The organism is Cryobacterium sp. MDB1-18-1 (assembly GCF_004402735.1).
Taxonomy (GTDB): Bacteria; Actinomycetota; Actinomycetes; order Actinomycetales; family Microbacteriaceae; genus Cryobacterium; species Cryobacterium glucosi.
Genome location: NZ_SOFR01000068.1, coordinates 1 through 22,793 on the forward strand (window position 1 = coordinate 1; position 22,793 = coordinate 22,793).

General features: G+C 68.5%; 22 protein-coding genes and 1 tRNA gene. 10 read left to right on the forward strand and 13 right to left on the reverse strand.

The features are described 5' to 3' along the window. Window positions 1-320 precede the first annotated feature (320 nt). A complete protein-coding gene (gene galU, locus E3O50_RS16565; RefSeq protein WP_134449673.1) occupies window positions 321-1,214 on the reverse strand; it encodes a UTP--glucose-1-phosphate uridylyltransferase GalU in 894 nt (297 codons plus the stop codon). Between the two features lie 217 nt (window positions 1,215-1,431). Between galU and E3O50_RS16570 the strand changes: the two genes are divergently transcribed. After that, complete coding sequence (locus tag E3O50_RS16570) at window positions 1,432-2,442, forward strand: LCP family protein (RefSeq protein WP_134449672.1); 1,011 nt, start codon at window positions 1,432-1,434, stop codon at window positions 2,440-2,442. Between the two features lie 425 nt (window positions 2,443-2,867). Then, window positions 2,868-3,623 (forward strand): GntR family transcriptional regulator, encoded by a 756-nt coding sequence (locus E3O50_RS16575; protein WP_134449671.1) that lies wholly within the window; start codon window positions 2,868-2,870, stop codon window positions 3,621-3,623. 36 nt (window positions 3,624-3,659) lie between these two features. Here E3O50_RS16575 and E3O50_RS16580 read toward each other — a convergent pair whose 3' ends face one another. From E3O50_RS16580 to E3O50_RS16590, 3 genes are all read right to left on the reverse strand, one after another. Continuing rightward, window positions 3,660-3,998 (reverse strand): hypothetical protein, encoded by a 339-nt coding sequence (locus tag E3O50_RS16580; protein ID WP_134449670.1) that lies wholly within the window; start codon window positions 3,996-3,998, stop codon window positions 3,660-3,662. A gap of 195 nt (window positions 3,999-4,193) precedes the next feature. Then, window positions 4,194-4,703 (reverse strand): VanZ family protein, encoded by a 510-nt coding sequence (locus tag E3O50_RS16585; protein WP_241975217.1) that lies wholly within the window; start codon window positions 4,701-4,703, stop codon window positions 4,194-4,196. 246 nt (window positions 4,704-4,949) lie between these two features. Further along, window positions 4,950-5,966, reverse strand: a complete 1,017-nt coding sequence (locus tag E3O50_RS16590) for an ATP-binding cassette domain-containing protein (RefSeq protein ID WP_166788276.1) — start codon at window positions 5,964-5,966, stop codon at window positions 4,950-4,952. A 225-nt stretch (window positions 5,967-6,191) separates the two neighbouring features. On the opposite strand from E3O50_RS16590, the gene E3O50_RS16595 reads away from it, so the two are divergent. Further along, window positions 6,192-7,217, forward strand: coding sequence for an LLM class flavin-dependent oxidoreductase (locus E3O50_RS16595; protein ID WP_134558214.1), 1,026 nt, complete (start codon window positions 6,192-6,194; stop codon window positions 7,215-7,217). 104 nt (window positions 7,218-7,321) lie between these two features. Continuing rightward, entirely contained in the window at window positions 7,322-8,305 is a 984-nt protein-coding gene (locus E3O50_RS16600) for a hypothetical protein (RefSeq protein ID WP_134558213.1), read from the forward strand. Window positions 8,306-8,372: 67 nt separating this feature from the next. On the opposite strand, the gene E3O50_RS16605 is transcribed toward E3O50_RS16600, so the two are convergent. From E3O50_RS16605 to E3O50_RS16625, 5 genes are all read right to left on the reverse strand, one after another. Further along, a complete protein-coding gene (locus tag E3O50_RS16605) occupies window positions 8,373-9,911 on the reverse strand; it encodes an MFS transporter (protein WP_134558212.1) in 1,539 nt (512 codons plus the stop codon). Between the two features lie 2 nt (window positions 9,912-9,913). Then, window positions 9,914-10,477 carry a PadR family transcriptional regulator gene (locus tag E3O50_RS16610; RefSeq protein WP_198413586.1) on the reverse strand — a complete coding sequence of 188 codons (564 nt, stop codon included), beginning with the start codon at window positions 10,475-10,477 and terminating at the stop codon, window positions 9,914-9,916. Window positions 10,478-10,612: 135 nt separating this feature from the next. After that, window positions 10,613-10,686, reverse strand: a tRNA-Pro gene (locus E3O50_RS16615). An 81-nt stretch (window positions 10,687-10,767) separates the two neighbouring features. Next, window positions 10,768-11,754 (reverse strand): metallophosphoesterase, encoded by a 987-nt coding sequence (locus tag E3O50_RS16620; protein WP_134558211.1) that lies wholly within the window; start codon window positions 11,752-11,754, stop codon window positions 10,768-10,770. Continuing rightward, a complete protein-coding gene (locus E3O50_RS16625; protein ID WP_241975216.1) occupies window positions 11,751-14,273 on the reverse strand; it encodes a transglycosylase domain-containing protein in 2,523 nt (840 codons plus the stop codon). Before E3O50_RS16625 ends, E3O50_RS16620 begins: the two co-directional genes overlap by 4 nt. A gap of 110 nt (window positions 14,274-14,383) precedes the next feature. Between E3O50_RS16625 and E3O50_RS19210 the strand changes: the two genes are divergently transcribed. Then, window positions 14,384-14,545: a DUF4177 domain-containing protein gene (locus E3O50_RS19210; RefSeq protein ID WP_166787392.1), complete on the forward strand. Its 162-nt coding sequence runs from the start codon at window positions 14,384-14,386 to the stop codon at window positions 14,543-14,545. A 2-nt stretch (window positions 14,546-14,547) separates the two neighbouring features. Further along, window positions 14,548-15,018 (forward strand): RidA family protein, encoded by a 471-nt coding sequence (locus tag E3O50_RS16630; RefSeq protein WP_134449663.1) that lies wholly within the window; start codon window positions 14,548-14,550, stop codon window positions 15,016-15,018. Here the strand turns inward: E3O50_RS16630 and E3O50_RS16635 are convergent. Continuing rightward, entirely contained in the window at window positions 14,999-16,285 is a 1,287-nt protein-coding gene (locus E3O50_RS16635; protein ID WP_134558209.1) for an acyltransferase, read from the reverse strand. The two genes, E3O50_RS16630 and E3O50_RS16635, sit on opposite strands and share 20 nt — an antisense overlap. 63 nt (window positions 16,286-16,348) lie before the next feature. After that, window positions 16,349-18,304, reverse strand: a complete 1,956-nt coding sequence (gene acs, locus E3O50_RS16640) for an acetate--CoA ligase (RefSeq protein WP_134558208.1) — start codon at window positions 18,302-18,304, stop codon at window positions 16,349-16,351. Between the two features lie 466 nt (window positions 18,305-18,770). Here acs and E3O50_RS16645 point away from each other — a divergent pair, with 466 nt between their 5' ends. From E3O50_RS16645 to E3O50_RS16660, 4 genes are all read left to right on the forward strand, one after another. Next, on the forward strand, window positions 18,771-19,853 hold the full coding sequence (locus E3O50_RS16645; RefSeq protein ID WP_134449660.1) for a TadA family conjugal transfer-associated ATPase: 1,083 nt from the start codon (window positions 18,771-18,773) through the stop codon (window positions 19,851-19,853). Continuing rightward, window positions 19,853-20,995, forward strand: a complete 1,143-nt coding sequence (locus tag E3O50_RS16650) for a pilus assembly protein (RefSeq protein ID WP_134561721.1) — start codon at window positions 19,853-19,855, stop codon at window positions 20,993-20,995. Before E3O50_RS16645 ends, E3O50_RS16650 begins: the two co-directional genes overlap by 1 nt. Before the next feature lie 567 nt (window positions 20,996-21,562). Continuing rightward, window positions 21,563-21,769, forward strand: a complete 207-nt coding sequence (locus tag E3O50_RS16655; protein ID WP_134449658.1) for a DUF4244 domain-containing protein — start codon at window positions 21,563-21,565, stop codon at window positions 21,767-21,769. Beyond that, complete coding sequence (locus tag E3O50_RS16660) at window positions 21,750-22,148, forward strand: TadE family type IV pilus minor pilin (protein ID WP_134449657.1); 399 nt, start codon at window positions 21,750-21,752, stop codon at window positions 22,146-22,148. The genes E3O50_RS16655 and E3O50_RS16660 overlap by 20 nt, the downstream gene beginning before the upstream one ends. Here the strand turns inward: E3O50_RS16660 and E3O50_RS19745 are convergent. Both E3O50_RS19745 and E3O50_RS16670 read right to left on the reverse strand, forming a co-directional pair. Continuing rightward, entirely contained in the window at window positions 22,105-22,425 is a 321-nt protein-coding gene (locus E3O50_RS19745) for a hypothetical protein (protein WP_241975215.1), read from the reverse strand. The two genes, E3O50_RS16660 and E3O50_RS19745, sit on opposite strands and share 44 nt — an antisense overlap. 115 nt (window positions 22,426-22,540) lie before the next feature. Then, window positions 22,541-22,783: a hypothetical protein gene (locus tag E3O50_RS16670; RefSeq protein WP_134449656.1), complete on the reverse strand. Its 243-nt coding sequence runs from the start codon at window positions 22,781-22,783 to the stop codon at window positions 22,541-22,543. Window positions 22,784-22,793: the final 10 nt, after the last annotated feature.

The following is a 22,793-nucleotide window of genomic DNA, read 5'->3' on the forward strand; positions in this document are numbered from 1 at the left end:
CGCATCGAGCACAGCTCGGATGCTGTGCCGGGACATGCCCTGGGCGGACTCGATCGCCCGTCGCGACAAGCCTTGATTACGCAGCTGCAGGATCTGCTTTGCTTTGATCTTCCGTACCATTACCGGTACTCCTTCCACCATGTGGCGCTCACATGGTGGGAGGAGCTTTTCAGGTGGGGCTCAACTACGCCGGTGGTGGGGCTGAACGATACGAATCACGCATCTGAACAGTGGGGCTCACCCGCACCACAGGTGGTGCCCATCGAAGCCAATATTCAACCAGACGGTTCCGTGCCCCTTCGGGGTGCTGTGTGCTCCCGCTATTCGAGGGTCGCGGCGAACTCCTGCAGCCAGACGCGCAGGTCCGGGCCGAGGTCGGGGCGGTCGACAGCGAGCTGCACGATGGCCTTGATGTAGTCGAGCCGGTCGCCGGTGTCGTAGCGGCGGCCGCGGAAGATGACGCCGTAGACGCCGCCGGTGAACTGCGGGTTGACCGCCATCACCTGCAGGGCATCGGTGAGCTGGATCTCGTTGCCCTTGCCGGGCTTGGTGTTCTGCAGAACCTCGAAGATCTCGGGGCGGAGTACGTAGCGACCGATGATAGCCAGGTTCGACGGGGCATCCGCTGCGGAAGGCTTCTCGACCAGGCCGGTCACCTTCACCACGTCGGGGTCGTCCGTGGTCTCGACGGCAGCGCAACCGTAGAGGTGGATGGTCTCCGGCTCGACCTCCATCAGGGCGATGATCGTGGCGTTGCGTTTGGTCTGCTCGGTGAGCATCTTGGACAGCAGCACATCACGGTCGTCGATGATGTCGTCGCCCAGGAGAACGGCGAAGGGCTCGAACCCGATGTGCATCTTTGCACGCAATACGGCGTGGCCGAGACCGAGCGGGTCGCCCTGGCGCACGTAGTGCACGTCGGCGAGTCCGGTGGCGAAACGCACCTTGGCGAGGCGGTCCTGGTCGCCCTTCTTCTCGAGGAGGTCCTCGAGCTCGGTCATCCGGTCGAAGTGGTTCTCGAGCGCGTTCTTGTTGCGGCCCGTGATCATGAGCACGTCGGTGAGGCCGGCGGCGACGGCTTCCTCGACGACGTACTGGATTGCCGGCTTGTCCACGACCGGGAGCATCTCCTTGGGCATGGCCTTCGTGGCAGGCAGGAAGCGCGTACCCAACCCGGCGGCGGGGATGACGGCTTTGGTTATCTTCGTGGTCATGCCACTCAGGTTATTGAAGAAAGGTTACGGCGTCATTACGCGGTGATAGACGGCGTGTCGCCCCCGTTTACGGGTGTTTTTGGGCCTTTGGCCCCCGGGACAGGGCTTGCGGCCCGAGCTATATTGTTTGCACCTGAAACGCACCGTTCTTGCACCGTGACTGCTGGAGGCCCACCGTGTCGAACCCGAATCGAGAATCGTGACGGAGTCGGCTGCTGTGCGCCAGCCGTCGGGGGTCTGGCGAATCACCTCCATCGTGCTCGTGCTCGTTCTGGCGGCGGCGGCCGATGTCGCGAGCATCGGGTCTATCGTCGGGCGGCTCTTCGACCTCCAGCTCCCCACCCTGTCCCAGCCGTTTCCGGCGGATGCCGCCCGGCCGCCGGTCTCGACCGGGCTCGCCGCAGGGGCGCAGAACATCCTGCTGCTGGGCTCGGACACCTGGGATCAAGTCAACGGTTCGCTCGTGAACATCAGTAAACAGCGCTCCGACACCATCATGGTTGTACACATTCCAGCAGACCGGCACCACGTCTACGTGATGTCGATCCTGCGGGACAGCTGGCTCGACCTGCCCGGCCACGGCTCGGACAAGATCAATGCGGCGCTCTCCTATGGCGGCGTTCCGCTCGCCGTGCAAACGATCGAGGGACTCATCGGCACCCGCATCGACCATGTCGCACTCGTGGACTACGCCGGGTACAAGGGCCTCACCGATGCGCTCGGCGGGGTGGGCATCCTGAACCCGGTCGGGTTCCAGTCCTCCGCGAGCGACCACTACTACCCGTCGGGGATGCAACACCTCACCGGCGACGAGACCCTCGCCTTCGCGCGCGAGTGGCGGGCGTTCCCCGACGGGGACTTCCAGCGGGTGCGCAACCAGCAGCTGGTGATGCGGGCCACCCTCACCAAGGCGATGCAGCCGGAGACGCTGACCGATCCCGGCAAGGTATCCGCCCTCTTGTCTGCGGTGCGTCCGTACATTGCCGTGGACGAAGGCCTCAACGTCGACTACCTGACGGCGCTCGCGGGGTCGCTGGCCAGCATCCGCTCGACGGATTTCACGTTCTTCACGGCGCCAACGAAGGGGATCGCGGTGTCGAGCAACGGGCAGTCGATCGTGAACCTCGACCTGGCGAAGCTTGCGACAGTGCAGCACGCGTTCCAGACGGATACCCTCGACACGTTCGAGCCGGAGTACCAGACCATGCAGACGGTCCCGGCGCAGTAGGTCCTGGGGCGGCAGTCGATCGGCGTGGCCTGGTCGTCGGGCCGGTTGCAAGGAAGTGACCTCTACCGCGGGGATGTGACACTGCGTGGCTGGCTCCTCAAGCCAGATTGTGCCTACGATGATCGCATGTTCATTCTATTGTGCCCGAACTGCGACAGCCCTGTCGTGCGCGGGCCGTATGCCATGCCGGCGGAGCTTGACGTGCGGTCCTGGCTGGATCGGTGTCCGCGAGAGGGCTGCGGGTGGGAAAACTCGGGGATGGACCTGATCTGAGGCGAGGTCGACACCGCAGCGGCGGGGGAGCGCTAACACCGAGCGTTAAAGTCGTTGCCCAGATGGCGCTTCTGGACGATAATCGTGTTCACCCGAAAGTGTTCTGCGCGTTGAGACGTTTTGCGCGCATGCTCGTAAGAAATGGATAGGCCATGACGTCAGTGCAGACAAACCAAGCCACACATGCTCCGGAGGGCGTGACGGGCGGGGAGGCCGCGTTCGAGTACCTCCGTCGTCGCATTCTGTCGGGCGAGATCCCCGCACGAGCGGTGATCAGGGAGCAGTCCCTTGCGGAAGAGCTGGGTCTCAGCCGCACCCCGGTTCGTGAGGCCCTCCGCCGCCTGCACGAGGCCGGGTTGGTGGAATTCACGCCCCATCGCGGTGCGACGGTCGTCTCCTGTACGAAGGAACAGGTGCGGGACACGTACGTGCTGCGCGGCGATCTGGAGAGTCGCGCCGCCGGCCTGGCTGCGGCCCGCATCGACGACGTCACGCTCGCTCGACTTGCTGACCTCATCGTGGCGATGGACGATTTTGTGCTGTCCACTGACGACGAGGGTGTCGCCCGCCTGGGCGAGCTCAACGCCGAATTCCACCACGTTGTCATAGCGGCATCGGGGGATCAGAAGCTGGTCCGGCTGATCAACTCCGTCGGCCGTGTGCCGATGATGGCGGAGGTCTTCCGCCGTGATGGCGGACATTTTCGGGCTATCAGCAACCACCACCATAGAGACCTCCTCGCCGCGCTCCGAACGCACGATGCGCTGTGGGCCGAAGCGACGATGCGCGCTCATATACTCGGCGCGCGAAACGCGATTCTGGGCTGGGACGGTGCAGAGCCCGGACCTGGTGATGGTGCGGGGTTCGAGGCGGATGCGGGTCGTGGTGCGGGTTTTGATACTGACTAGGGGTCGGGGAACGGTGCACGCCGGGCTCGGTCGGAGCTAGTAGACGTCGTCCCAGTGGTCTTCGGACGCCCAGTCGGCACTCGACGATGCGACCGCCCGTGTGGTGGTGATTCCGGTGTCGCGCTCGGAAGTGAGGACGTCGATTTGATCGCGCAGAACCGCCACGGCGCGGGACGTGTCACGTTCGGCCCCGTGGTCGTTCTCCGGAATGCTGATGAGTTCGCTGCCGGGGGCGACAAGAAGGTTGACGAGTATTTCGCTGCCGTCCTGGGCGAATGAGGGCACCACAAGCAGTTCCGAATTGTGCCCGTGCGTGAGCAGTGCTGTCAGCTCCAGCACCGCGTCGGCAACGGCATCCGTGGTGAGGAACGTCATGCCGCAGAATGACATTCTCTTCATGATTCCCCCGACCTGCGCAGCGCCGAGGCTGCCCGGCTGATGAGCCGGCTCATAAGCAAAATGCTAGGCCATTCCCCGGCCGACGGCCAGTAAGAAAATTCGGCTCACCGTCATCACTGCCGGTGCTGAACTTGCCCGGCGTTCTCGGCCGAGGTTCCTCGGGACGGTGAGTTAGACATCCGCGGCGTGGGTGCGCGGGCGGGCGATCTCGGCGAGGATCAGCAGCACGAGGCCGAGGAGGGCACCGACGACGGCCCCGCTCGTGTTAGCGATGACGTCGTTGAGGGTCGCGAAGCGGCTCGAGAGGAAGAGCAACTGGCAGAGCTCGATCGTGCAGCTCGCGGCGAACCCGACGAGTATCGCCCACCACCAGCGCCGGGCGCCGGCGAGCACCACGATGAACACCCCGACCGGGATGAAGAGCACGATGTTCGCGCCGAACTCGACCGTGCTGTAGCGGAACCAGCCCGGGGCGCCGTGCTGGTGCAGCCAGTTGATCAGGTGCAGCAGCGGGCCGTCGATGTTACGGTCGACCGGAACCGGCCAGAACGCGATCAGGGCGAGGGCGACCACATAGACGACGGCAAGGGCGATCACCCAGCGGCGCAGCAGCGGATGCCGGTGCCCGGTCCCCGCGGGGACGGGTCGTCCCTGCCGTTCAGCGATCGTGTCGAACACCACAGCACCTCCCCGGAACAGAGCGGATGAGCGACCGGTCCGACGGCGTCGGGTTGTGGACCACGTCACCATCGATCCTTCCACTGTATGCCTCCCGGCTGGTCGCCCGCTGGAGTCCGCGCGAACTAATTCCACTGAGTTTGTGGATTCTCAGCACGGGGGACGGCGGTTGAACCGGTGCAGAACGGAAGAAGTCCGTCGAATCGGTCAGGGACCGGGGGCGTCGCTGGGCGCCCGCTGGCGGCGGCGCTAGCCGGCGAGGGTGCCGGCGCCGTGGTAGAACGCGGAGGCGCCCACGGAGTGCAGCGCGACGACCTCCGGTACGCCGGACCTGGCCCCGGGTGCGAGGTCTGCGGGACTGAGGGTATACGGCTGGCGGGCGTCGAGCATCCGCTGGGTGTGCGGATGCTGCGGGGACTCGAGCAGCTCGTCGACCGAGCCCTGTTCGATGATGCGTCCGGCCTGCAGAACCGCGATGCGCTCGCAGCACTCGGCGGCGACGCCGACGTCGTCGGTGACCAGGATGAGCGCGAACTGGTGCTTGCTCTGCAGGGCGCGCACGAGGCGGAGCAGGTCGGCGAGCGGGCGGGCGTGCGCGGGGATCGCGGCGATGAGGAGCTCGGGGTCAAGGGACAGGGCCGCGGCGACGGCCACACGCTGGATGACGACGGGGGAGAGGTCGCCCGGGTAGGAGAGTGCGACGACCTCGGGGTTGTCCAGGCCCACGCGGGCGAGGGCCTTGAGGGTGCGCGCGCGGGCGGCGGGGCGGTCGAGTCCGAGGCGTCGCCTGAGCGGGGTCGCGAGCTGGCTGAGGATGGTGCGGGTGGGGTCGAGAAACCCCAGCAGGTCGGGGGGAAGGTATCCAATGTTCGCGCCGAGCAGGCGCGCTTGGGCGCGACGGCTCAGACCGACGAGTTCCTGGCCGTTGAACAGGATCGACCCGTTCGTCACGGTCATGGTCGGGGGCAGCAGGCCGGCGATGGCAAGCGCTGTGGCGGTCATGCCGCTGCCGGACTCGCCGACGAGGGCCAGCGACTCGCCCTGCATCAGGGTGAGCGCGACGCGGGACACCTCTTGTTCACCGGGCGTTGCGGCGCGGCCGCGAGTGCCCGGACGGGCGGTGGCCACGGTGAGTCCGCGCACGTCGAGCAATGCCATCGCTCGGAACGCGTGTGAGGGCATCGGGTCCTGGTCGGCGCGTTCGCGCTGCGAGAAGGAAGACTTGGAACCGGCATCAATGACGGTGTGGTCACGTAATTGGTTCATGGCCGGGCCTATCGTGTGCTGTTGGTGGTGATACTGTATCCAATCGAATGTGCCTTTGGTCAGATCCGGAGAGACTCTCAGGAACGGCATAACTCCTGCACATCCTCTCGAAACAGGCCCAAAGTGCCCACTTTGCGGGGTTTTCCGAGAGTTTGCAGGAGTTATGCACCGGAGGGGTGCGCAAAGCAGGGAATCTCGCACGTTCAAACGTTGTTTGATTAGAAGATGAAAACTTTGCCGATCAGCGTGCTCGATCTGGCCAGCCGCCCCGCGGGCGGCAGTAACGCGGAGGCCGTGGCCGGCAGCATCCGTCTGGCGCAGCGTGCGGAGGAGCTCGGCTACGACCGGTTCTGGGTGGCCGAGCACCACAACATGCCGGCGATCGCCTCGAGCGCGCCGCCCGTGCTGATCGCGGGAATCGCGGCGCGGACGACGCGGATCCGGGTCGGGTCTGGCGGCGTGATGCTGCCCAACCATGCCCCGCTTGTCGTCGCCGAGCAGTTCGGCACCCTGCGCGCCCTCTACGGCGACCGGATCGACCTCGGCATCGGGCGGGCGCCCGGCGCCGACGGCGCGACGGCGCTCGCCCTGCGCCGGAGCGAATCCGGGCTGGGTGTCGACGATTTCCCGCAACAGCTTGTGGACCTGATCGGGTTCTTCCACGGCGGCATGGCGGCGGATAACCCACTGCGCGGCATCACGGCCTACCCGGGGCTCGGCGATGCCCCGGAGACGTGGCTGCTCGGCTCGAGCGGGTTCAGCGCGCAGCTCGCCGGGGTGCTCGGGCTGCCGTTCACGTTCGCGCACCACTTCGCGGGCGAGCACACCGAGGAAGCCCTGGACCTGTACCGGGCGCACTTCGAGCCGAGCGCGTTCCTGGCCGCCCCGCACGCGATGATCGCGGTCGGGCTGATCAGCGACGACGACCCCGAAGTGGTGCGCCGGGAGTCGCTGCCCGGGCTGATCACGTTCCTGCGGATGCGGCAGGGTAAGAAGCCCGCTCCGGTGTCGCTCGAGGAGGCGCTCGCCTACCGTTTCACCGAGTATGAGCTCTCGTTCGTGGCGTCCCGGAATCGCCGCCAGGCCGTGGGCACCCCGGCCGAGGTGGATGCCCGGCTCACGGCGCTCCTCGATGCCACAGGGGCCGACGAGCTCATGCTCAGTGCGCAGTCCGCGACGCTTGTGGGGCGCATCCGCTCGCTCGAGATCGTGGCCGACCTGCGTGCGGACCCCGCGGACGCCGCGGCATAATACCCCTGTTCGGGTAAGAAACTGAGGGGTAGTCACGTCCCGCTGACCGGGATTTACTGACTGGGCCGCCCCCACCCGAACAGGGGCGGCACGGGCAGGTTGCTATGGACGCGCCACAACACCGGTCGTGGTTTCGCCGAACGGTCGGCGGGTGTGCCCGCGTCGTCGGGGCCGTGGGCCTCGTGCTCGTCGCGGCGACGCCCACGTTCGCCGCGGCCCGCATTACAGCGGATGCCCCCGCGCCCGACCCCGCCTCCGCGTCCGCCGCTGTCGCGCCCGGCTCCTCCGGCTCCTCCGACTCCTCCGACTCGTCCGACTCGTCCGACTCGTCCGACTCGGCGGTCGGCGCCGTGGGGTCCGGCCGGTACGCGAACCTGCAGCGCACACCTTTCCGGTCGAGAGTGACCTTTGTGCCGGTCACTCTCGACCGGAAAGGTCCCTCTCGTGGTCTCGTCGACTGGCAGTCCCCTCGGCCGGGGTTCCCCGGGGCGGCGGCCCGGCTCGCGTTCGGCGCCACGCAGTCCACCGCCGCGCAGACGGAACGGATCGCAGAAGCGGCGCGCATCGCCGAGGTCGCACGGGTCGCGGAAGTTGCCCGGGTTGCCGAAGTCGCACGGGTCGCGGAGGTTGCCCGGGTTGCGGAGGAGGCGCGGGTCGCGGAAGCTGCGGCCGTTGCTGCCGAGGCGGCACGGGTCGCCGCGGCCGCGCAGGCCGTTGCGGAGGCGGAAGCGGCCGCATCCGCCGCCGCGCAGGGCGTGCCCACCTACACAAAATACGTCTGGACGAGCGGCTGGCAGGCCGAGATCGACAGCTGCCAGGGTGCCGTCGACCTCAGCGGCAACTACGGAGTCGCGGTGATCGCCGAGCACTGGTCGTGCGGCGGGTCGCACTTCCCGGCGGACGGCACTCTCATCGCGCTGACCGGGGTGCGGTCGGGCACCTACCGGGTCGGCGCGGTCGTCGCAGTTCTCAACGCGAACACCGATCGCACCGACTCCATCCCGCGCGGCTACGACCTGCTGTACCAAACCTGCATTAACGGTTCGAACGCGACCATGTCGTTCACCGAGCTCACCCGGGTCGGCTGACCCGCTGCATCCGATCGTCGAACGCCGACGCGATGCCGCGTGCGACGCGACGGGCGGATGCCGCGGGCTAGAAGTGCGCGTCGACCCGCTTCGGCAGCACGAAGACGAGCAGCAGCGCCAGCACGCTGAACGCGGCGCTGACGGCCATCGCATCCGTCGCGGCGGTCGTGAATGCGGACGCCAGCGCGTCCTTCCCCGGCCCGGCGACGACGAGGTTGCCGAAGAGCACACTGCCGATCACGGCGATGCCGACGGCGGCGCCGACCCGCTGCATCACGCCGACGACACCGCTCGCGGCACCGGCCTCTGCGCGGTCGACGGTCGCGACGATGAACTGCGCGTTCGGGGCGATGAAGAATCCGCTGCCGAGGCCTGCGATGAGAAGCGGCGGCAGCAGCTCCCAGTTGGTGATCGACGGGCCGATCAGGAGCAGGGCGAGGTAGATCCAGATCAGGCCGGTCGTGACGAGGGTCACGCCGATCACGAGCACCGTGCGGCCGAGGCGCTGCGCGAGCCGGTTGCTCTGCGAGGCGCCGACGATGTTGCCGATCGCGAAGGGGATCGAGACGAGCCCGGACTCGAGGGCGGTGTGGCCGAGGCCCGCCTGCCAGAGGATCGAGATCGTGAAGAAGATGCTTGTGAACGCCGCGAAGTAGACGAGCGCGAGCACGACTCCACCGGAGAAGGCCGGGTGCGAGAACAGGTGCGGCGGCACGAGCGGGCTCTTGCCGCGGCGGGTGTAGTTGACTTCCCAGGCCCCGAACGCGGCGAGGAGCAGCGCGCCGGCGACGAGGGTGAGGTAGGTCCATAGTGGCCAGCCCTGGTCCTGGCCCTCGATGAGCGGCACGAGGAGGGCGACGAGGCTGCCGGAGAGCAGCACGAGCCCGACGAAGTCGATGCCCGAGCTCGGCTTGTTCGGGTCGCGCTCGGCGCCGGCGGGGAGCATGAACACGGCGGCGATGAGCGCCGCGACGCCGATCGGGAGGTTGACCCAGAACACCAGGCGCCAGCCGTTCTCGTCGCCGAACGCCTGGATGATCAGGCCGCCGAGGATCGGGCCGAGCGCGGTCGAGACGCCGATGACCGAGCCCATGATGGCGAACGCCTTGCCGCGCGCCATCGGCGGGAACAGGAGCTGGATCACTGCGGTGACGGCGGGCACGAAGATACCGCCGGCGAGGCCCTGCACGACGCGAGCGATGATCATCTGCAGGTCGTTCTGCGCGAGGCCGCAGGCGAGGCTCGCGAGGGTGAAGAGCGCGAGCCCGGTGAAGAAGACCCACTTGTGGCCGATCCGGTCGCCGAGGCGCCCGGCGGGGATGAGCGCGAGCCCGAACGCGAGCGCATACCCGGAGATGATCCAGGACAGCGTCGCCTCTGAGGCGTTCAGGCTCTCCCGGATGGTCGGCAGGGCGACGTTCACGATCGTGGTGTCGAGCAGCGCCATGAACATGCCGGCCAGCAGCACGATCAGGGCCTGCCACGCGTGGCGGGGGATCACGACGGGCGGTCGGGTGCCGGGCGTGCCGTGGCTGTTGGTCGCGCCGGGCGTGCCGGGCGTGCCGGTGCCGGCCCCGGTGGAGGTCGGAGCGTTGGTGTCTGACATGATCAGTCGGCCTTTCGGGTTAGTTCGTCCGCGACGATGTCGGGGAGGACGGTGACGAGGTGTTCGTGCCAGGCGATCTCGGCGCGCAGGCGGGCTGCCTTGTGCTGCATGACAAAACTCTCGCTGGCGGTGAGATAGGGGAGGGCGTGCGCCGTGGTGGCTTCGGAATCGGTGAGCATGGCGCGCAGGGCGAGCAGGCGTGCCTCGATCATCAGGGGGAGTTCATCGAGGCGGTCGGGGTCGAGCCGGGTCATCGCGAGGTCGAACGGGTCGGGCTTGAGCACGATCGTGCGCAACCCCTCGAGCCGGAGCGCGGCGAGGTCCCGGCGCCCGGCATCCGAAATCTCGTAGACCTGTCGCTCGGGGTAGTGGCCCTCGCGCTCGACGCGGGCCACGCTGATCAGCCCCTCGGTCGCGAGGCGTTTGATCGCCCCGTACACCGCGCCGACGGAGATGTCCGTCCACATGTGCACGTGCTCCTCCTCGGCGAGCAGGCGGAGCTGGTGGCCGTGCATCGGTCCGCGCTCGGCGAGGGAGCCGAGAATGAATAGGCGAATCGATGACATGCGTTTACTCTCGCACGAGTAGTCATGCGAGTCAAGGCCGAGGGTGATCGCATTCACCAAGCGGATGTCCGCCCTGCGCACAGCAGAAAACCCCCACTCTCGCGAGTGGGGGTTTTCCGTTTCTGTGTTTTGCTGTCGGGGTAACAGGATTTGAACCTGCGACCTCGTCGTCCCGAACGACGCGCGCTACCAAGCTGCGCCATACCCCGATGGCCCGTAAGCCTTGTTAAGTATAACCCCATGCACATGGATGCTCGGTGCAGCCCCCGAACGGATCCCGTGAGCGCCGCCTACGACGAGGCGGTCAGGGTCAGCAGGGTCGCCTCGGGCGGGCAGGCGAAGCGCACCGGGGCGTAGATCGACGTGCCGAGGCCGGCCGAAACGTTGAGGTATGCGCTGCGGAGTCCGGATCCCCAGAGGCTGAGCCCCTTGACCTGAGACCGCGGAATGTCGCAGTTCGTGACGAGGGCGCCGAAGCCGGGCACGCAGACCTGGCCGCCGTGGGTGTGCCCCGCGAGGATCAGCTGCGCGCCGTGGTTCACGAACGAGGTGAGCACCCGGCGGTACGGCGCGTGCGCGACGCCGATCGTGACCGTCGGCCGTGGCTCGCGGTGCTCCGCGGAGTCCGGCCAGGTCTCGTCGCCGAGCGGGTCGTCACCGCGGAGGTCGTCGACGGCCCGGGTGATCAGGTCGAGGCGATCGCGTCCGATGTGCGGGTCGTCCACGCCGAAGAGCTCGAGGTGGGTGCCGTTGATGTCGAGCGCCTCCGCGGCATTGTTGATGTCGTTCCAGCCGAGATTCGCGAAGATCCCGTGCAGACGGTCGGTGTCGAGCCGGTTCTGCGGGGCGGCCTTGAGCAGCGACGGTCCGCCGAAGTACCGGAACGGATTCTTCAGCTGCGGTCCCCAGAAATCGTTGGAACCGTTGACGAAGATCCCGGGGATCCCCGCGAACGGCTTGAGCGTGTACGCGAGGGCGTCGAAGGCATCCGTGTGGCCGAGGTTGTCTCCGGTGTCGACGACGAGGTCGGGCTTCAGCGCGGCGAGGCTGCGCACCCACTCCTGTTTGTCCTTCTGCCAGGGGGCGAGGTGCAGGTCCGAGATGTGCAGCACACGGATCGGTTTCGAGCCTGGGGCGAGCACGGGCACGGATGCCTCACGCAGGGTGAACATCCGACGTTCGAGCAGAGATCCCCAGGCGAACGCGCCGGCACCGGCCGCGGCTAGCGCGCCCGTGCCGACGAGGAGGGCCTTGGCCCCGGTGCCGAGGGTACTCATCCGCCCGCCTTGCCGTTGCCGTTGCCGTTGTTGGTGGCGGCGAGCCTTCCGATCACGATCGTGATGGTGTCACCGGGCTTGGCTCCGCCACCGGCGGCCGGGGACATCGAGATGACCTTGCCCACCTGTGTCGGATCGGTGGTGTCGCCGTCCGTCTTCGCGACGGCGAACTTGCCGAGCGTCGATCGAGCCTCACCCTCACTCTTGCCCACGACGTCGGGCACGACGATCTGCGAGGCGTTGCTGGTGTACACGGTCACGCTCGAGCCGCGGCTCGTGCTTGTTGCTCCTGCCGGGTCGGTCTTGGCGACAGTGCCGCCCGGGAGCTCCGAGTCAATCGGGCCGCCGTCGACGAACAGGAAGCCGGCCGCCTCAAGGGTGGACTGGGCCTCACTGATGCTCTTGCCGCGGAGGTCCGGGATGGGGATCTGAACGGCATTGACGATCGTTCCGGTCGCGGCGGGGAACGCGTCTCCGCCGTACTTGGCGTTGGCGACGCTCATGATGACAGGCCACATCCGGTGCCGGGCGGTGGCCGCCTGGCCGCTCGCGAAGGTGGTGTTGCGCTGGTCCTTGTCGCCGGTGACGCTCATCACTCCGACGATGGTAGCGACCTTGCTGCTTGCGCCGCCCATCCAGGTGTCCTTGTTGCCGTCGGTGGTACCGGTCTTACCGATCATCGGGACCTTCGGGCTCGTGGCCGCGTTCGAGGCGGCGGCAGTTCCCCCCGATCCCATGACCTGCTGCATGGCGGTCGTCATGCCGGCCGCGACGTTGGGGTCGACTGACTGGTGGCAGTCGCTTGTCGGCGCCGGGAGTGTGGTTCCGTCGGAGCCGGTGATGTGGTCGATCACGATCGGGCTGCAGGTCGTGCCCTTGTTGGCGATGCCGGCGAAGGCGACCGCCATGCTCAGGGGCGCGACCTCGTTGGTGCCGAGCACCGCTGAGGCACCCTGCTCGAGCGGGCCGCCGTCGGCGCGCGTGACGTCGAAGGCCTCCGCGGTCTTGCGGATGGCACACAGGTCGAGTTTCTTCGCCATGCCGATGAAGCCCGTGTTGATGGACCCGATCGTCGACTGCAGCGCACTGTAGTTGGCGCCGGTCTCGGACGACGAGTCGTTCTTCGGGTTGTAGCCCGGGAAGCTCACGGTGCCGCCGGTCGCGCAGCTGTCCCGGAAGGTGCCCCAGTTCGACTTGATACGGGAGTCGACCCGCTCATTGAGCGAGTGACCCTCGGTCAACCACTCGGCGAGGGTGAACACCTTGTACATCGAGCCGGGCTGGAACCCGTGCGAACCACCCTGGTCGACGTTGGTGTTGTAGTTGATCCCCGTGTAGTTCGCGCCGGTGGCTTGCACGGCCGGGTCCTGGCTGTAGTCCTTGTTCTGCGCCATGGCGAGCACCTTCCCGGTGCCCACACCGACGCTCACGGCCACGCCACCGACGTCCCAGCCGGGGAAGGTGTCGGGAACGTTGGCCTTCATCGTCGCCTCAGCGGCCTGCTGGAGGTCCAAGTCGAGGGTCGTGTAGACGTTGAACCCGCCGCGGCGGAAGTTGGCCATCCGGGTGGTGTCGTCGGCTCCGAAGACCGGGTTGTTCTGCAGAGTACTTACGACGAGGTCGCAGAAGTATGCGCTGCCGCCGGCGGTCTGGCAGCCGGTCGAGGGTTCGTGGATGCTGGGCTCGATGGCGGTGGCGATCGCGGCATCGTGGTCGGCCTGGTTGATTTTGCCGTACTTGAGCATCTGGTCGAGGATGTAGTCGCGGCGGTCCTTGTTCGCGGCGTAGCCGTTCGCGGCGCCGTTGGTCGCGCTGTCGGGCTGGTCGAGCTGGAACTTGACCGGGTTGTTCACGATCGCGACGAGGCTCGCGGCCTGCGGGAGCGTCAGCGTCGCCGCCGTCGCGCCGAAGTAGTATTCCGCGGCCGATTCGATGCCGTAGACGGTGCCGCCGAAGCCGGTGATGTTCAGGTACTGGCGGAGGATGTCGTCCTTCGCGTACTTCTTCTCCACGCCGATCGCGAGGCGCATCTCCTTGAGCTTGCGGTCGGGAGTGGTCGCCGTGGCCGCGTCATAACAGTCCGACTTCTTGGTGGCATCCGTGAGCACCTCGCACTTCTGCACGAGCACGTTCTTGACGTACTGCTGGGTGATCGAGGACCCACCGCGGGTGCCGCCGCCCGCGAGGGTCGAGACCAGGCCGCCGACGGTGCCCTGCAGGTCGACGCCGCCGTGGTCGTAGAACCGGGGGTCTTCACCGGAGGTCGCGGCGTCCTTGACGAACTGGTTGATCGCATCCGAGGCGACCTCGACGCGGTTCTGGTCGTAGAACGAGGCCAGGAGGTAGGGGGCGCCGGTGCTCGTGGTCGCGTAGATGTTGCTCTTCTGCGAGAGCTGGTCGATCTTCAGGTAGTCGGGCAGGTTCTCGAAGACGTTGATCGTGTTCGTGGCAGCCATGCCCGACAAAGCGAGAGCGGGAGTGACCGCGGCCGTCACGAGAACACCGACGATTGCACTCATTCCAACGAAACCCAGGAGACCGCCCAGGGAGCCGCTGACCGTTCGATTTTTGGCAGACATACAATTGAGCGTAAGGGACAAATCTGTAAAACCGCCTGAATCGGAGTCTTATGCCTGCCTGGGAGTACCTCACCACCCCGCTGATGATCCACAACACCGCCGCCATCCTGAACAGCTGGGGATCGGACGGCTGGGAGCTCGTCCAGGTCGTGCCGGGACCGGAGGGCGGCCTCGTTGCATACCTCAAGCGTCCCGTCGTGAAGGAGGCCTGATCGTGTCGATCATTGATGCGCGTCTCGCCGAACTGGGGATCGACCTGCCGAGTGTGGTTCCCCCGGTGGCGTCCTACGTTCCCGCTGTCGTCTCTGGCAACCTCGTCTTCACCTCCGGCCAGCTGCCGATGGTGTCCGGCGTGCTGCCGGAGACCGGAAAGGTCGGCGACGGCCACGGTCTCGTGCCCGCCGCGGACGCCCAGGAGTACGCCCGCCTGTGCGCGCTCAACGCCCTCGCCGCGATCAAGGCCGTGATCGGGTCGCTCGACCGCATCACGCAGGTGGTCAAGGTCACCGGGTTCGTCGCATCCGACCCCGGGTTCACCGGCCAGCCCGGCGTCGTCAACGGGGCGTCGCAGGTGCTCGGCGAGATCTTCGGCGACCGCGGCGTGCACGCCCGGTCGGCAGTCGGCGTCGCCGTGCTGCCGCTCGACTCGCCCGTCGAGGTGGAGCTCATCGTCTCGTTCGCTTAGGCGCTCGCGCGCTCGTTCTCGGGCAGGGAGAGGTGGGGGCGGCGGATGCCGCGGCATCCGTTCGCCTGCCGCCGCGCCTCCGTAGCGCACCGGCCGTCTCGCTCGCCCACCGGCCCGTCCAATTCGCGAGGCGTTGCGAGGGCAGCTCGACCCACAGGTACATCAGCTGCGCGAGCGCGAGGCTGAGCGGCACAGAGACGAGCGCGCCGAGCCACCAGCGGCCAGGGCCGAACATCGTGCCGAAGGCGACGACGACCGGGAAGTGCACGAGGTACAGGCTGAAGCTCACCCGGCCGAGCCAGACCAGCGGCCGGGCGGAGAGCGGGCGCTGCAGCGGGGGCCAGAGCGCGACGACGGCGACGACGAGCACGGCGCCGGGCACCCGCAGCGCGAGCGTCAGGTCGCCCCAGAGCCCGCTGAGTTGCGGGCGCAGCAGCCAGTGCGACACGAGCAGCGCGGGGCCGAGGGCGGTGAGCCCGATCCAGATGGCGGTGCCGCCGCGTCGTGCGGCGACCCGGGCCGCCCAGACGCGGAGTGACTCGTGGTTCGCGGCGAGCAGGGCGCCGAGGCCGAACGCGGGCAGGTACATCAGCGGCTCGATGCCGGTGACGTACCCGGTCGCACTCACGGCGAGGAACGCCGCCGCCCAGAGCGCGGGCAGCCGGCGGGTCGCGACGGCGAGCAGCACGCAGATCGGCAGCAGAAGCGAGAACCACATCTCCCAGGTCAGCGACCAGAGCGGCGGGTTGACGTCCGGCCGGCCGGAGCCGCCGATGACGCTCGCCTCGCCGAGCAGGTTGGGGAGGCCGATGTCGGGATTGTCCTGCCGCTTGAGCCAACTGCCGCCGACGTCGATGCCCGCACGCGGCACGAGGAGGATCCACGCGGCGGCGAGGGCGACGGACACGACGACGGGGATCGCCAGGCGGATGATGCGGCGCGGGTAATAGGCCACCCAGTCGTAGCCGCGGGCGGCGAGCCCGTTCGCCGTGCTCGCGGCCCGGCTCGCGAGCGGTGAGCGTACGAGCACGAAACCGCTGAGGACGAAGAAGACCAGCACGAACTCGGGGCCGGCGACGAGGAACTTGAGCGGGGTCAGGGTCGACCACCAGCCCGCCGAACCGGTGTCGACGCCGACGGTCGACTGGTATGCGGCCGCGATGCCGGGAGCGGTCATCGAGACGTGGTGCACGAGCACAATGCCCGCGGCGACACCGCGGAGTGCGTCGAGCGCGACCAGGCGTCCGGACGAGGGAAGACGAGGCATTGTCCCCACGATAGGGGGGCCGCTTGTGAAAACCCTCACTGCCCCCTCGTCCGGCCGGCCCGGCTACCCCAGGGTGCTCTTGATCACCTGCATCACGGAGGTGTCGGCGAGGGTCGTCGTGTCGCCGATTTCGCGGCCCTCTGCGACGTCCTGCAACAGGCGGCGGATGATCTTGCCCGAGCGGGTCTTCGGCAGCTCGTTCACGATGAAGATCTGCCGGGGCCGGGCGATCGCGCCGATCTGCTGCGTCACGTGCGCACGCAGCACCGCCTGGATGTCCTCGTGCGAGGACTCCTCGAGGTGGCTGTACTTGATGATCACGAATGCGACGACAGCCTGGCCGGTCGTCTCGTCGTGCGCGCCGACCACGGCCGCCTCGGCCGTCATCGGGTGCGACACGAGCGAGGACTCGATCTCCGCGGTGGAGAGCCGGTGCCCGGAGACGTTCATCACGTCGTCGACCCGGCCGAGCAGCCAGATATCGCCGTCCTCGTCGAGGCGGGCGCCGTCGCCGGCGAAGTAGCGCGGGTTCTCCTCACCGAACTTCTCCCAGTACGTTTCGATGAACCGCTCCGGGTCGCCCCAGATGCCGCGGAGCATCGACGGCCAGGGCTCGGTGACGACGAGCAGCCCGCCGTTACCGTGGCCCACGTGCACGCCGGCCTCGTCGAGCACGTCGATCGACACCCCGGGGATCGGTACCTGCGCGGCGCCCGGCTTCGCGACGGTGACCCCGGGAAGCGCCGAAATCATGATCGCGCCGGTCTCGGTCTGCCACCAGGTGTCCACGACAGGGGCGACGTTGCCGCCGATCACCTCGCGGTACCACATCCACGCCTCAGGGTTGATCGGTTCGCCGACCGAGCCGAGCAGCCGCAGGCTCGACAGGTCGAAGCCCTGGGGAATCTGGCGGCCGAGCTTCATGAACGTGCGGATGGCGGTGGGCGCCGTGTAGAGGATGCTGACCTTGTACTTCTCGACGATCTCCCACCATCGGCCCGGGTGCGGGGTGTCCGGGGTGCCCTCGAAGAGGACCTGCGTCGCCCCGTTGGCGAGCGGGCCGTAGGTCACGTAGCTGTGACCCGTGATCCAGCCGACGTCCGCGGTGCACCAATAGACATCCGTTTCGGGGTGCAGGTCGAAGACGTTCTTGTGGGTGAAGGCGACCTGGGTGAGGTACCCGCCGCTCGTGTGCAGGATGCCCTTGGGCTTACCGGTCGTGCCGGAGGTGTAGAGAATGAACAGCGGATTCTCGGCGGGGAAACCCTCGGCCTCGTGCTCGGCGTCGACGCTCGCGAGCTCGTCGTGCCACCACAGGTCGCGGTCGGTCCACTCCACGTCGTTGCCGGTGCGCTTGACGACGAGCACGTTGCGCACGGTCGTCGGCACACCGGTCAGCGCCATGTCGACCGCGGGCTTGAGGGGCGTGACGCGGCCCTTGCGGTAGCCGCCGTCCGCGGTGATCACGAGCACCGCGTTCGCGTCGTCGATTCGTGAGCGCAGGCTCTCAGCGCTGAAGCCGCCGAAGATGACCGAGTGCACAGCGCCGATCCGGGCGACGGCGAGCATCGAGATCACGGCCTCCGGGATCATCGGCAGGTAGATCGCGACCCGGTCCCCGGCCTGCACGCCGAGCTTTGTCAGCACATTCGCAGCGCGCTTCACCTCGGCCGTCAACTCGGCGTAGGTGATCGCGCGGGAGTCTCCTGGCTCGCCTTCGAAGTAGAGCGCGACCCGGTCGCCATTGCCCGCGAGCACGTGCCGGTCGAGGCAGTTCCAGGCCACATTGAGGTGCCCGTCCTCGAACCATTTCGCGAACGGCGGGTTGGTCCAGTCGAGCACGGTGGTGAACGGCTTGTGCCAGTGCAGCAGCTCGCGGGCCTGATCGGCCCAGAATCCGAGGCGATCGTTCGCGGCATCCGTGTAGAGCTGCGCGGTGCCGATGGCTTGGTCCGCGAACTCGGCAGTCGGTGCGAACCTGCGGGTTTCGTTGAGAAGGTGGTCGATCTGAACGCTCATAGCTTGTCGCTCCTTTGCGATGACGGCCGGGTGCGTAACAAGCCCCTCGTGCACCATACCCTGACGATCCGCGAACTCACGTTGCGGGGAATTGCGGAGCGGCTCTCTCCCCGGAGAACTCTCCGGGATCGCCCGAGGTCACCCCTGAACGGGGGCCGCGTCACCGTGTCCTCATTTATGAGGACACGGGGGACTTGCGCATCTTGATTTTCCTTATACACTTGGACTCGTCCGAACGAAAGTTTTGACCTGCATCACGTTTGGTTCCCCCCAATCAGCGTGATGCCGAGGCGGCACCTGTTCCCCCCAATAGGTGCCGCCCCCCTTTTTTTAGCGACCCGACGGGTTTCCGGCAGTTTTCCGGCGGTTCGGTGGCTCGTCCTCCACCGTCGTCGTGCAGGGCGACGCGTCCCCAGCCTGGTGTTGTGGCCCCGTCCACGAGGTCATCGCCGGATACTTTCGGGTCATGGTGCAACCGTTCGTCGCCGCCCCGTCGCTCAACCGTGAGCGGATGCCCGAGGTCGCCGACCCGGGGGAGCGCGCGCCGGTGACGGGGCCGGGGTCGGTGACGGGGTTGGTGCCCGGGCGGAACCTGGCCAGACTGGGCCCGATCGCGCGGTACGCGGCATCCGCAGGTGTGACGGACCTGTTCGTCAACGGCGAGGCCGGCCTCTGGGTCGATGCGGGCCTCGGCCCGGTGCGGCAGTCGGGCTGGCGGTGTGCCGAGGCCGAGGTGCGGGCGCTCGCGGTGCGGCTGATCGCGCTCGGCGGCCGGCACATCGACGAGGCGAGCCCGTGCGTCGACGTGCGGCTCGCCGACGGCATCCGGGTGCACGCCGTGCTGCCGCCGGTGTCGAGCACGGGCACCCTGCTCTCGATCCGGCTGCCGCGGCCCGACCGGCCGCGACTGGACGCGCTCGCCGCTGGGGGCCTGTTCGGCTCGGGGACGGTGGGCCTCGCGCTCAGCGACCGGCTGCGTGCAGCGGTGCAGGGACGGGAGAACCTGCTCGTGACCGGGGCGGCGGGCAGCGGCAAGACCACCCTGCTGGCAGCACTTCTCGGCGAGGCGCCGCCGGGGGAGCGCATCGTCGTCATCGAGGACGTCGCCGAACTCCGCATCGACCACCCCCACGTCGTGGCGCTCGAATCGCGGCAGCCGAACCTCGAAGGCGCCGGGCGGGTCGGCCTGGACGCGTTGCTCCGCGAGGCCCTGCGGATGCGCCCGGACCGGCTGGTGCTCGGCGAATGCCGCGGCGGCGAACTGCGCGAACTGCTCGCCGCCCTCAACACCGGCCATGACGGCGGGGCGGGCACCCTGCACGCGAACTCCCTGGGCGACGTGCCCGCCCAGCTCGAGGCCCTCGGGGCGCTCGCCGGGATGAGCCAGGCGGCCGTCGCCCGGCAGGCCGTCAGCGCGATCGGCCTCGTGCTGCACCTCGAGCGCCGCGGCGGTGAGCGCAGGCTCGCGCAGCTCGGCCGGTTCGAGCTCGACGGCCGCGGGCTGCTGGTGGCCGTGCTGGTGGGCGTGCCGGCCGGGGGCATCCCGTGATGCGCCGTGGAGCGGTCAAGCAAGCCCGAGGGGACGCCGACATCGAGGATGCGGCCCGGATCGTGCAGCGGCTGGCCGTGCTCCTCTCGGCAGGGGTGTCGCCCGTGAACGCGTGGGGATACCTGGACGAGGACGCCGGCCCTGACGCCTCTCGCGCTGCCCAGAGGGGTGCGGATCGGAGGCGACCGCGGGTGAACCGGGCGGGTGGCGATTCGCCGGCCGTCGGCATCCGTGTCGTGCGCGCCGCCGGTCTCGCCGCGAGTCGCGGGGACAGCGTTGCGGAGGCCATTGCGGGGGAGGCGCGGGCCGTTGGCGGGCAGTCGGGCGAGGCCTGGTGCGCGGTCGCCGCCGCGTGGGAGGTGGCGACCCGGTCAGGGGCGCCGCTCGCCGCGTGCCTGCGTCAGCTCGCGGCCAGCCTGCGCGACCTCGGCCAGCTTCATGCGGACCTCGAGACGGCGCTCGCCGGCCCGGCCGCGACCGCCCGGCTGGTCGCCGTCCTGCCGCTCGTCGGGATCCTCTTCGGCGTGCTGCTCGGGTTCAACACCGTCGCGACGCTGTTCCTGACCGTACCGGGCTGGCTGTGCCTCGGCAGCGGTACCGGACTCATACTCGCGGGGAACCGGTGGAATCGCCGGCTGCTCCGGCGGGCCCGGGCTCGGGCGCCGACGCCGGGCCTCGATCTGGACCTGACCGCGATCGCGATGAGCGGCGGCGGTTCGGTCGACCGCGCCCAGGCCCTGGTGACCGAGGCGCTCGGCCGCTATCTCCCCGCCGCGCCAGACCCGCATCCGGAACGAGGCCGGCGGTCGGAGCCCGCGAAGCCCGGCCGCTCCGCCGCCCTCGGCCGCACCGCAAGACGCGGCCGCTCAACCGACCCCGGCTACTCGGCGGACCCCGGCCGCTCCGCCGCGGACCGGGTGCTGGACCTGGCCGTGCGCGCCGGCGTGCCCGCCGCCGAGCTCTTGCGCAGCGAAGCCGAGCAGCTGCGCCGCGACGCCCGGACAGCAGGCCAGCGGCGGGCGGTCACCCTCAGGATCGCCCTGCTGGTTCCCCTCGGCGTGTGTGTCCTGCCGGCCTTCATGCTGCTCGGCGTGGTGCCGCTCCTCGTGACGGTGCTGTCGACGACGCTCTCGGAGTTCTAGCCGCGGCAGCCGTGTACGAAGAGACCCGGGCACGAAAAGACCCGAGCACGAAAAAAGAGCCGGGCCCTTGGGCCCGACTCTTTCGAAGTCACGGTGAAACTGTCCAGTTGCTCTAGTCCTTGCGCTCCGGACGAGCTTTCTTGTCGGCGCGTTTTTCCTTCAGAGTCTTCGCTGCGGCAGTCTTGCCGGTGCTCTTCTTTGGGGATTTGTCTGCCATCAGCGCCTCGTTCCCCGGACCCTAGTGGGTGCCGTTGGGAAGACACTACGCTCATCTTTCGCCAAAGGTAACCCCTTTCTGAAATTGGTCGTCGTGGAGCAAAAATCGCCTCCTCTTTGCCGTCCTCGCCCGATCGCGAGAGCGCAGTTTTGGCCCTTAAACCGCGGTCTTAAGGGCCAAAAGTGTACTCTCGCGATCCCACGCGGGGCGGGCGTCCTCAACAGGGCCGGGTCGGGCGGCGTTTTCCACCGAATCCGGATCGGCCGCGGGATTCGGTGTCTGGCGGGCGAATCTGGAACCGATCGTGCCGCCGGACAACCGCGTCGATCGATGGGAGAGGAGAAGGACAGATGCCGAGCTCAACAGACACGGTGAAACGACGACCACGCCGGGCCGTCAGGCGCCTGCGGGAGGATGCGGGCGCCGCGACCGCCGAGTACGTGATCGCCACGATGGCGGCCGTCGGCTTCGCGGGATTGCTCATCCTCATCCTCCGGGGAGACGAAGTGCGCGGCATCCTCACCGAGCTGGTGCGCCATGCCCTCACGGTCGGGTAGCCGGAGGGCCGCATCCCGTGCCGCGGCCGGTGACGCGACCGGCACCGACGGGAGCACCGTCCCGGCCGAGCGCGGCAGCATCACGGCCGAATTCGCCGCCGTCATTCCGGCAGTGCTCCTCGTGCTGCTGCTCTGCCTCGGCGGGGTGCAGGTCGGCGGTCAGCAGGTCCGGCTGGCGGATGCCGCGGCCCAGGCGGCCCGGTCCCTCGCCCGGGGCGACGGGCTCGACCACGCGACCAGTCTGGCCCGGCAACTCGTCGGCGGCGCGGCCGTCTCAGTGGACCAGCGCGGCGACGCGGTCTGCGCCCGGCTGAGCGCTCCCGCAGCGCTCGGGATCACGGTGACGGCGGGCTCCTGCGCGCTCGGAGGCGCCACGTGACCCGCAACCGCGATCGTGGCTCCGGGTCGGTGCTCGCGGTGGGCATCCTCGGGGCGGTCGTGCTGTTGACCGCGCTCCTGCTCCCGTTCATCGCGGTGCTCGTCGTCGGCCAGACCGTGCGGGCGGCGGCGGATGCCACGGCGCTCGCCGCAGCGGACACGCTGTCGGGACTCGTGGCCGGGGTGCCCTGCGAGGCCGCGGCCGAGATCGCGGCCCTCGACGGGGCATCCGTGGCGCGCTGCACAACGGCCGGCCCGATCGCGAGCGTCACGGTCACCCGGGAATTTCTCGGCTGGAACCTGAGAGCGCGCGCCAGGGCCGGTCCACCGGGTTCGGCGGGTGCACCGGGAGGCGGAGCTTCGCCCGGGAACGGTCGGGGCGAAGCGGCCGGCTCAGTCGAAAATGGCCTCGAGGTAGCGGTAGTCGACGGCCGTCGGTCGCTCGGGGAACTCCGTGGAGTCGAACTCCAGGCCGGCGCCGCGGGTATAGACGTAGCGCTTGCCACCGGACTCCGCGGGAATCTCCAGACGAGGCCGGATATCGCCCGTCTCGAGGAACTCCGTGGTGATCGTCTTGCCTTCGAGGGGGCCGTCCGTAAGCTTCGCGGTGTACGTGCCCGTAGCTGCTGTACCCATGCCTCCATTG

Bases quoted from the DNA above. Each gene is read 5' to 3' on its own strand.
- E3O50_RS16600 (WP_134558213.1), top strand. From the start codon at position 7,322: ATGGACGCGCCACAACACCGGTCGTGGTTTCGCCGAACGGTCGGCGGG.
- E3O50_RS16660 (WP_134449657.1), top strand. From the start codon at position 21,750: ATGCCCTCACGGTCGGGTAGCCGGAGGGCCGCATCCCGTGCCGCGGCC.
- E3O50_RS16650 (WP_134561721.1), top strand. From the start codon at position 19,853: ATGCGCCGTGGAGCGGTCAAGCAAGCCCGAGGGGACGCCGACATCGAG.
- E3O50_RS16625 (WP_241975216.1), bottom strand. From the start codon at position 14,273: ATGAGTGCAATCGTCGGTGTTCTCGTGACGGCCGCGGTCACTCCCGCT.
- E3O50_RS16595 (WP_134558214.1), top strand. From the start codon at position 6,192: ATGAAAACTTTGCCGATCAGCGTGCTCGATCTGGCCAGCCGCCCCGCG.
- E3O50_RS16610 (WP_198413586.1), bottom strand. From the start codon at position 10,477: ATGTCATCGATTCGCCTATTCATTCTCGGCTCCCTCGCCGAGCGCGGA.
- E3O50_RS19210 (WP_166787392.1), top strand. From the start codon at position 14,384: ATGCCTGCCTGGGAGTACCTCACCACCCCGCTGATGATCCACAACACC.
- acs (WP_134558208.1), bottom strand. From the start codon at position 18,304: ATGAGCGTTCAGATCGACCACCTTCTCAACGAAACCCGCAGGTTCGCA.
- E3O50_RS16635 (WP_134558209.1), bottom strand. From the start codon at position 16,285: ATGCCTCGTCTTCCCTCGTCCGGACGCCTGGTCGCGCTCGACGCACTC.
- E3O50_RS16670 (WP_134449656.1), bottom strand. From the start codon at position 22,783: ATGGGTACAGCAGCTACGGGCACGTACACCGCGAAGCTTACGGACGGC.
- galU (WP_134449673.1), bottom strand. From the start codon at position 1,214: ATGACCACGAAGATAACCAAAGCCGTCATCCCCGCCGCCGGGTTGGGT.
- E3O50_RS16605 (WP_134558212.1), bottom strand. From the start codon at position 9,911: ATGTCAGACACCAACGCTCCGACCTCCACCGGGGCCGGCACCGGCACG.
- E3O50_RS16575 (WP_134449671.1), top strand. From the start codon at position 2,868: ATGACGTCAGTGCAGACAAACCAAGCCACACATGCTCCGGAGGGCGTG.
- E3O50_RS16580 (WP_134449670.1), bottom strand. From the start codon at position 3,998: ATGACGTTCCTCACCACGGATGCCGTTGCCGACGCGGTGCTGGAGCTG.
- E3O50_RS16655 (WP_134449658.1), top strand. From the start codon at position 21,563: ATGCCGAGCTCAACAGACACGGTGAAACGACGACCACGCCGGGCCGTC.
- E3O50_RS16590 (WP_166788276.1), bottom strand. From the start codon at position 5,966: ATGAACCAATTACGTGACCACACCGTCATTGATGCCGGTTCCAAGTCT.
- E3O50_RS16620 (WP_134558211.1), bottom strand. From the start codon at position 11,754: ATGAGTACCCTCGGCACCGGGGCCAAGGCCCTCCTCGTCGGCACGGGC.
- E3O50_RS16645 (WP_134449660.1), top strand. From the start codon at position 18,771: ATGGTGCAACCGTTCGTCGCCGCCCCGTCGCTCAACCGTGAGCGGATG.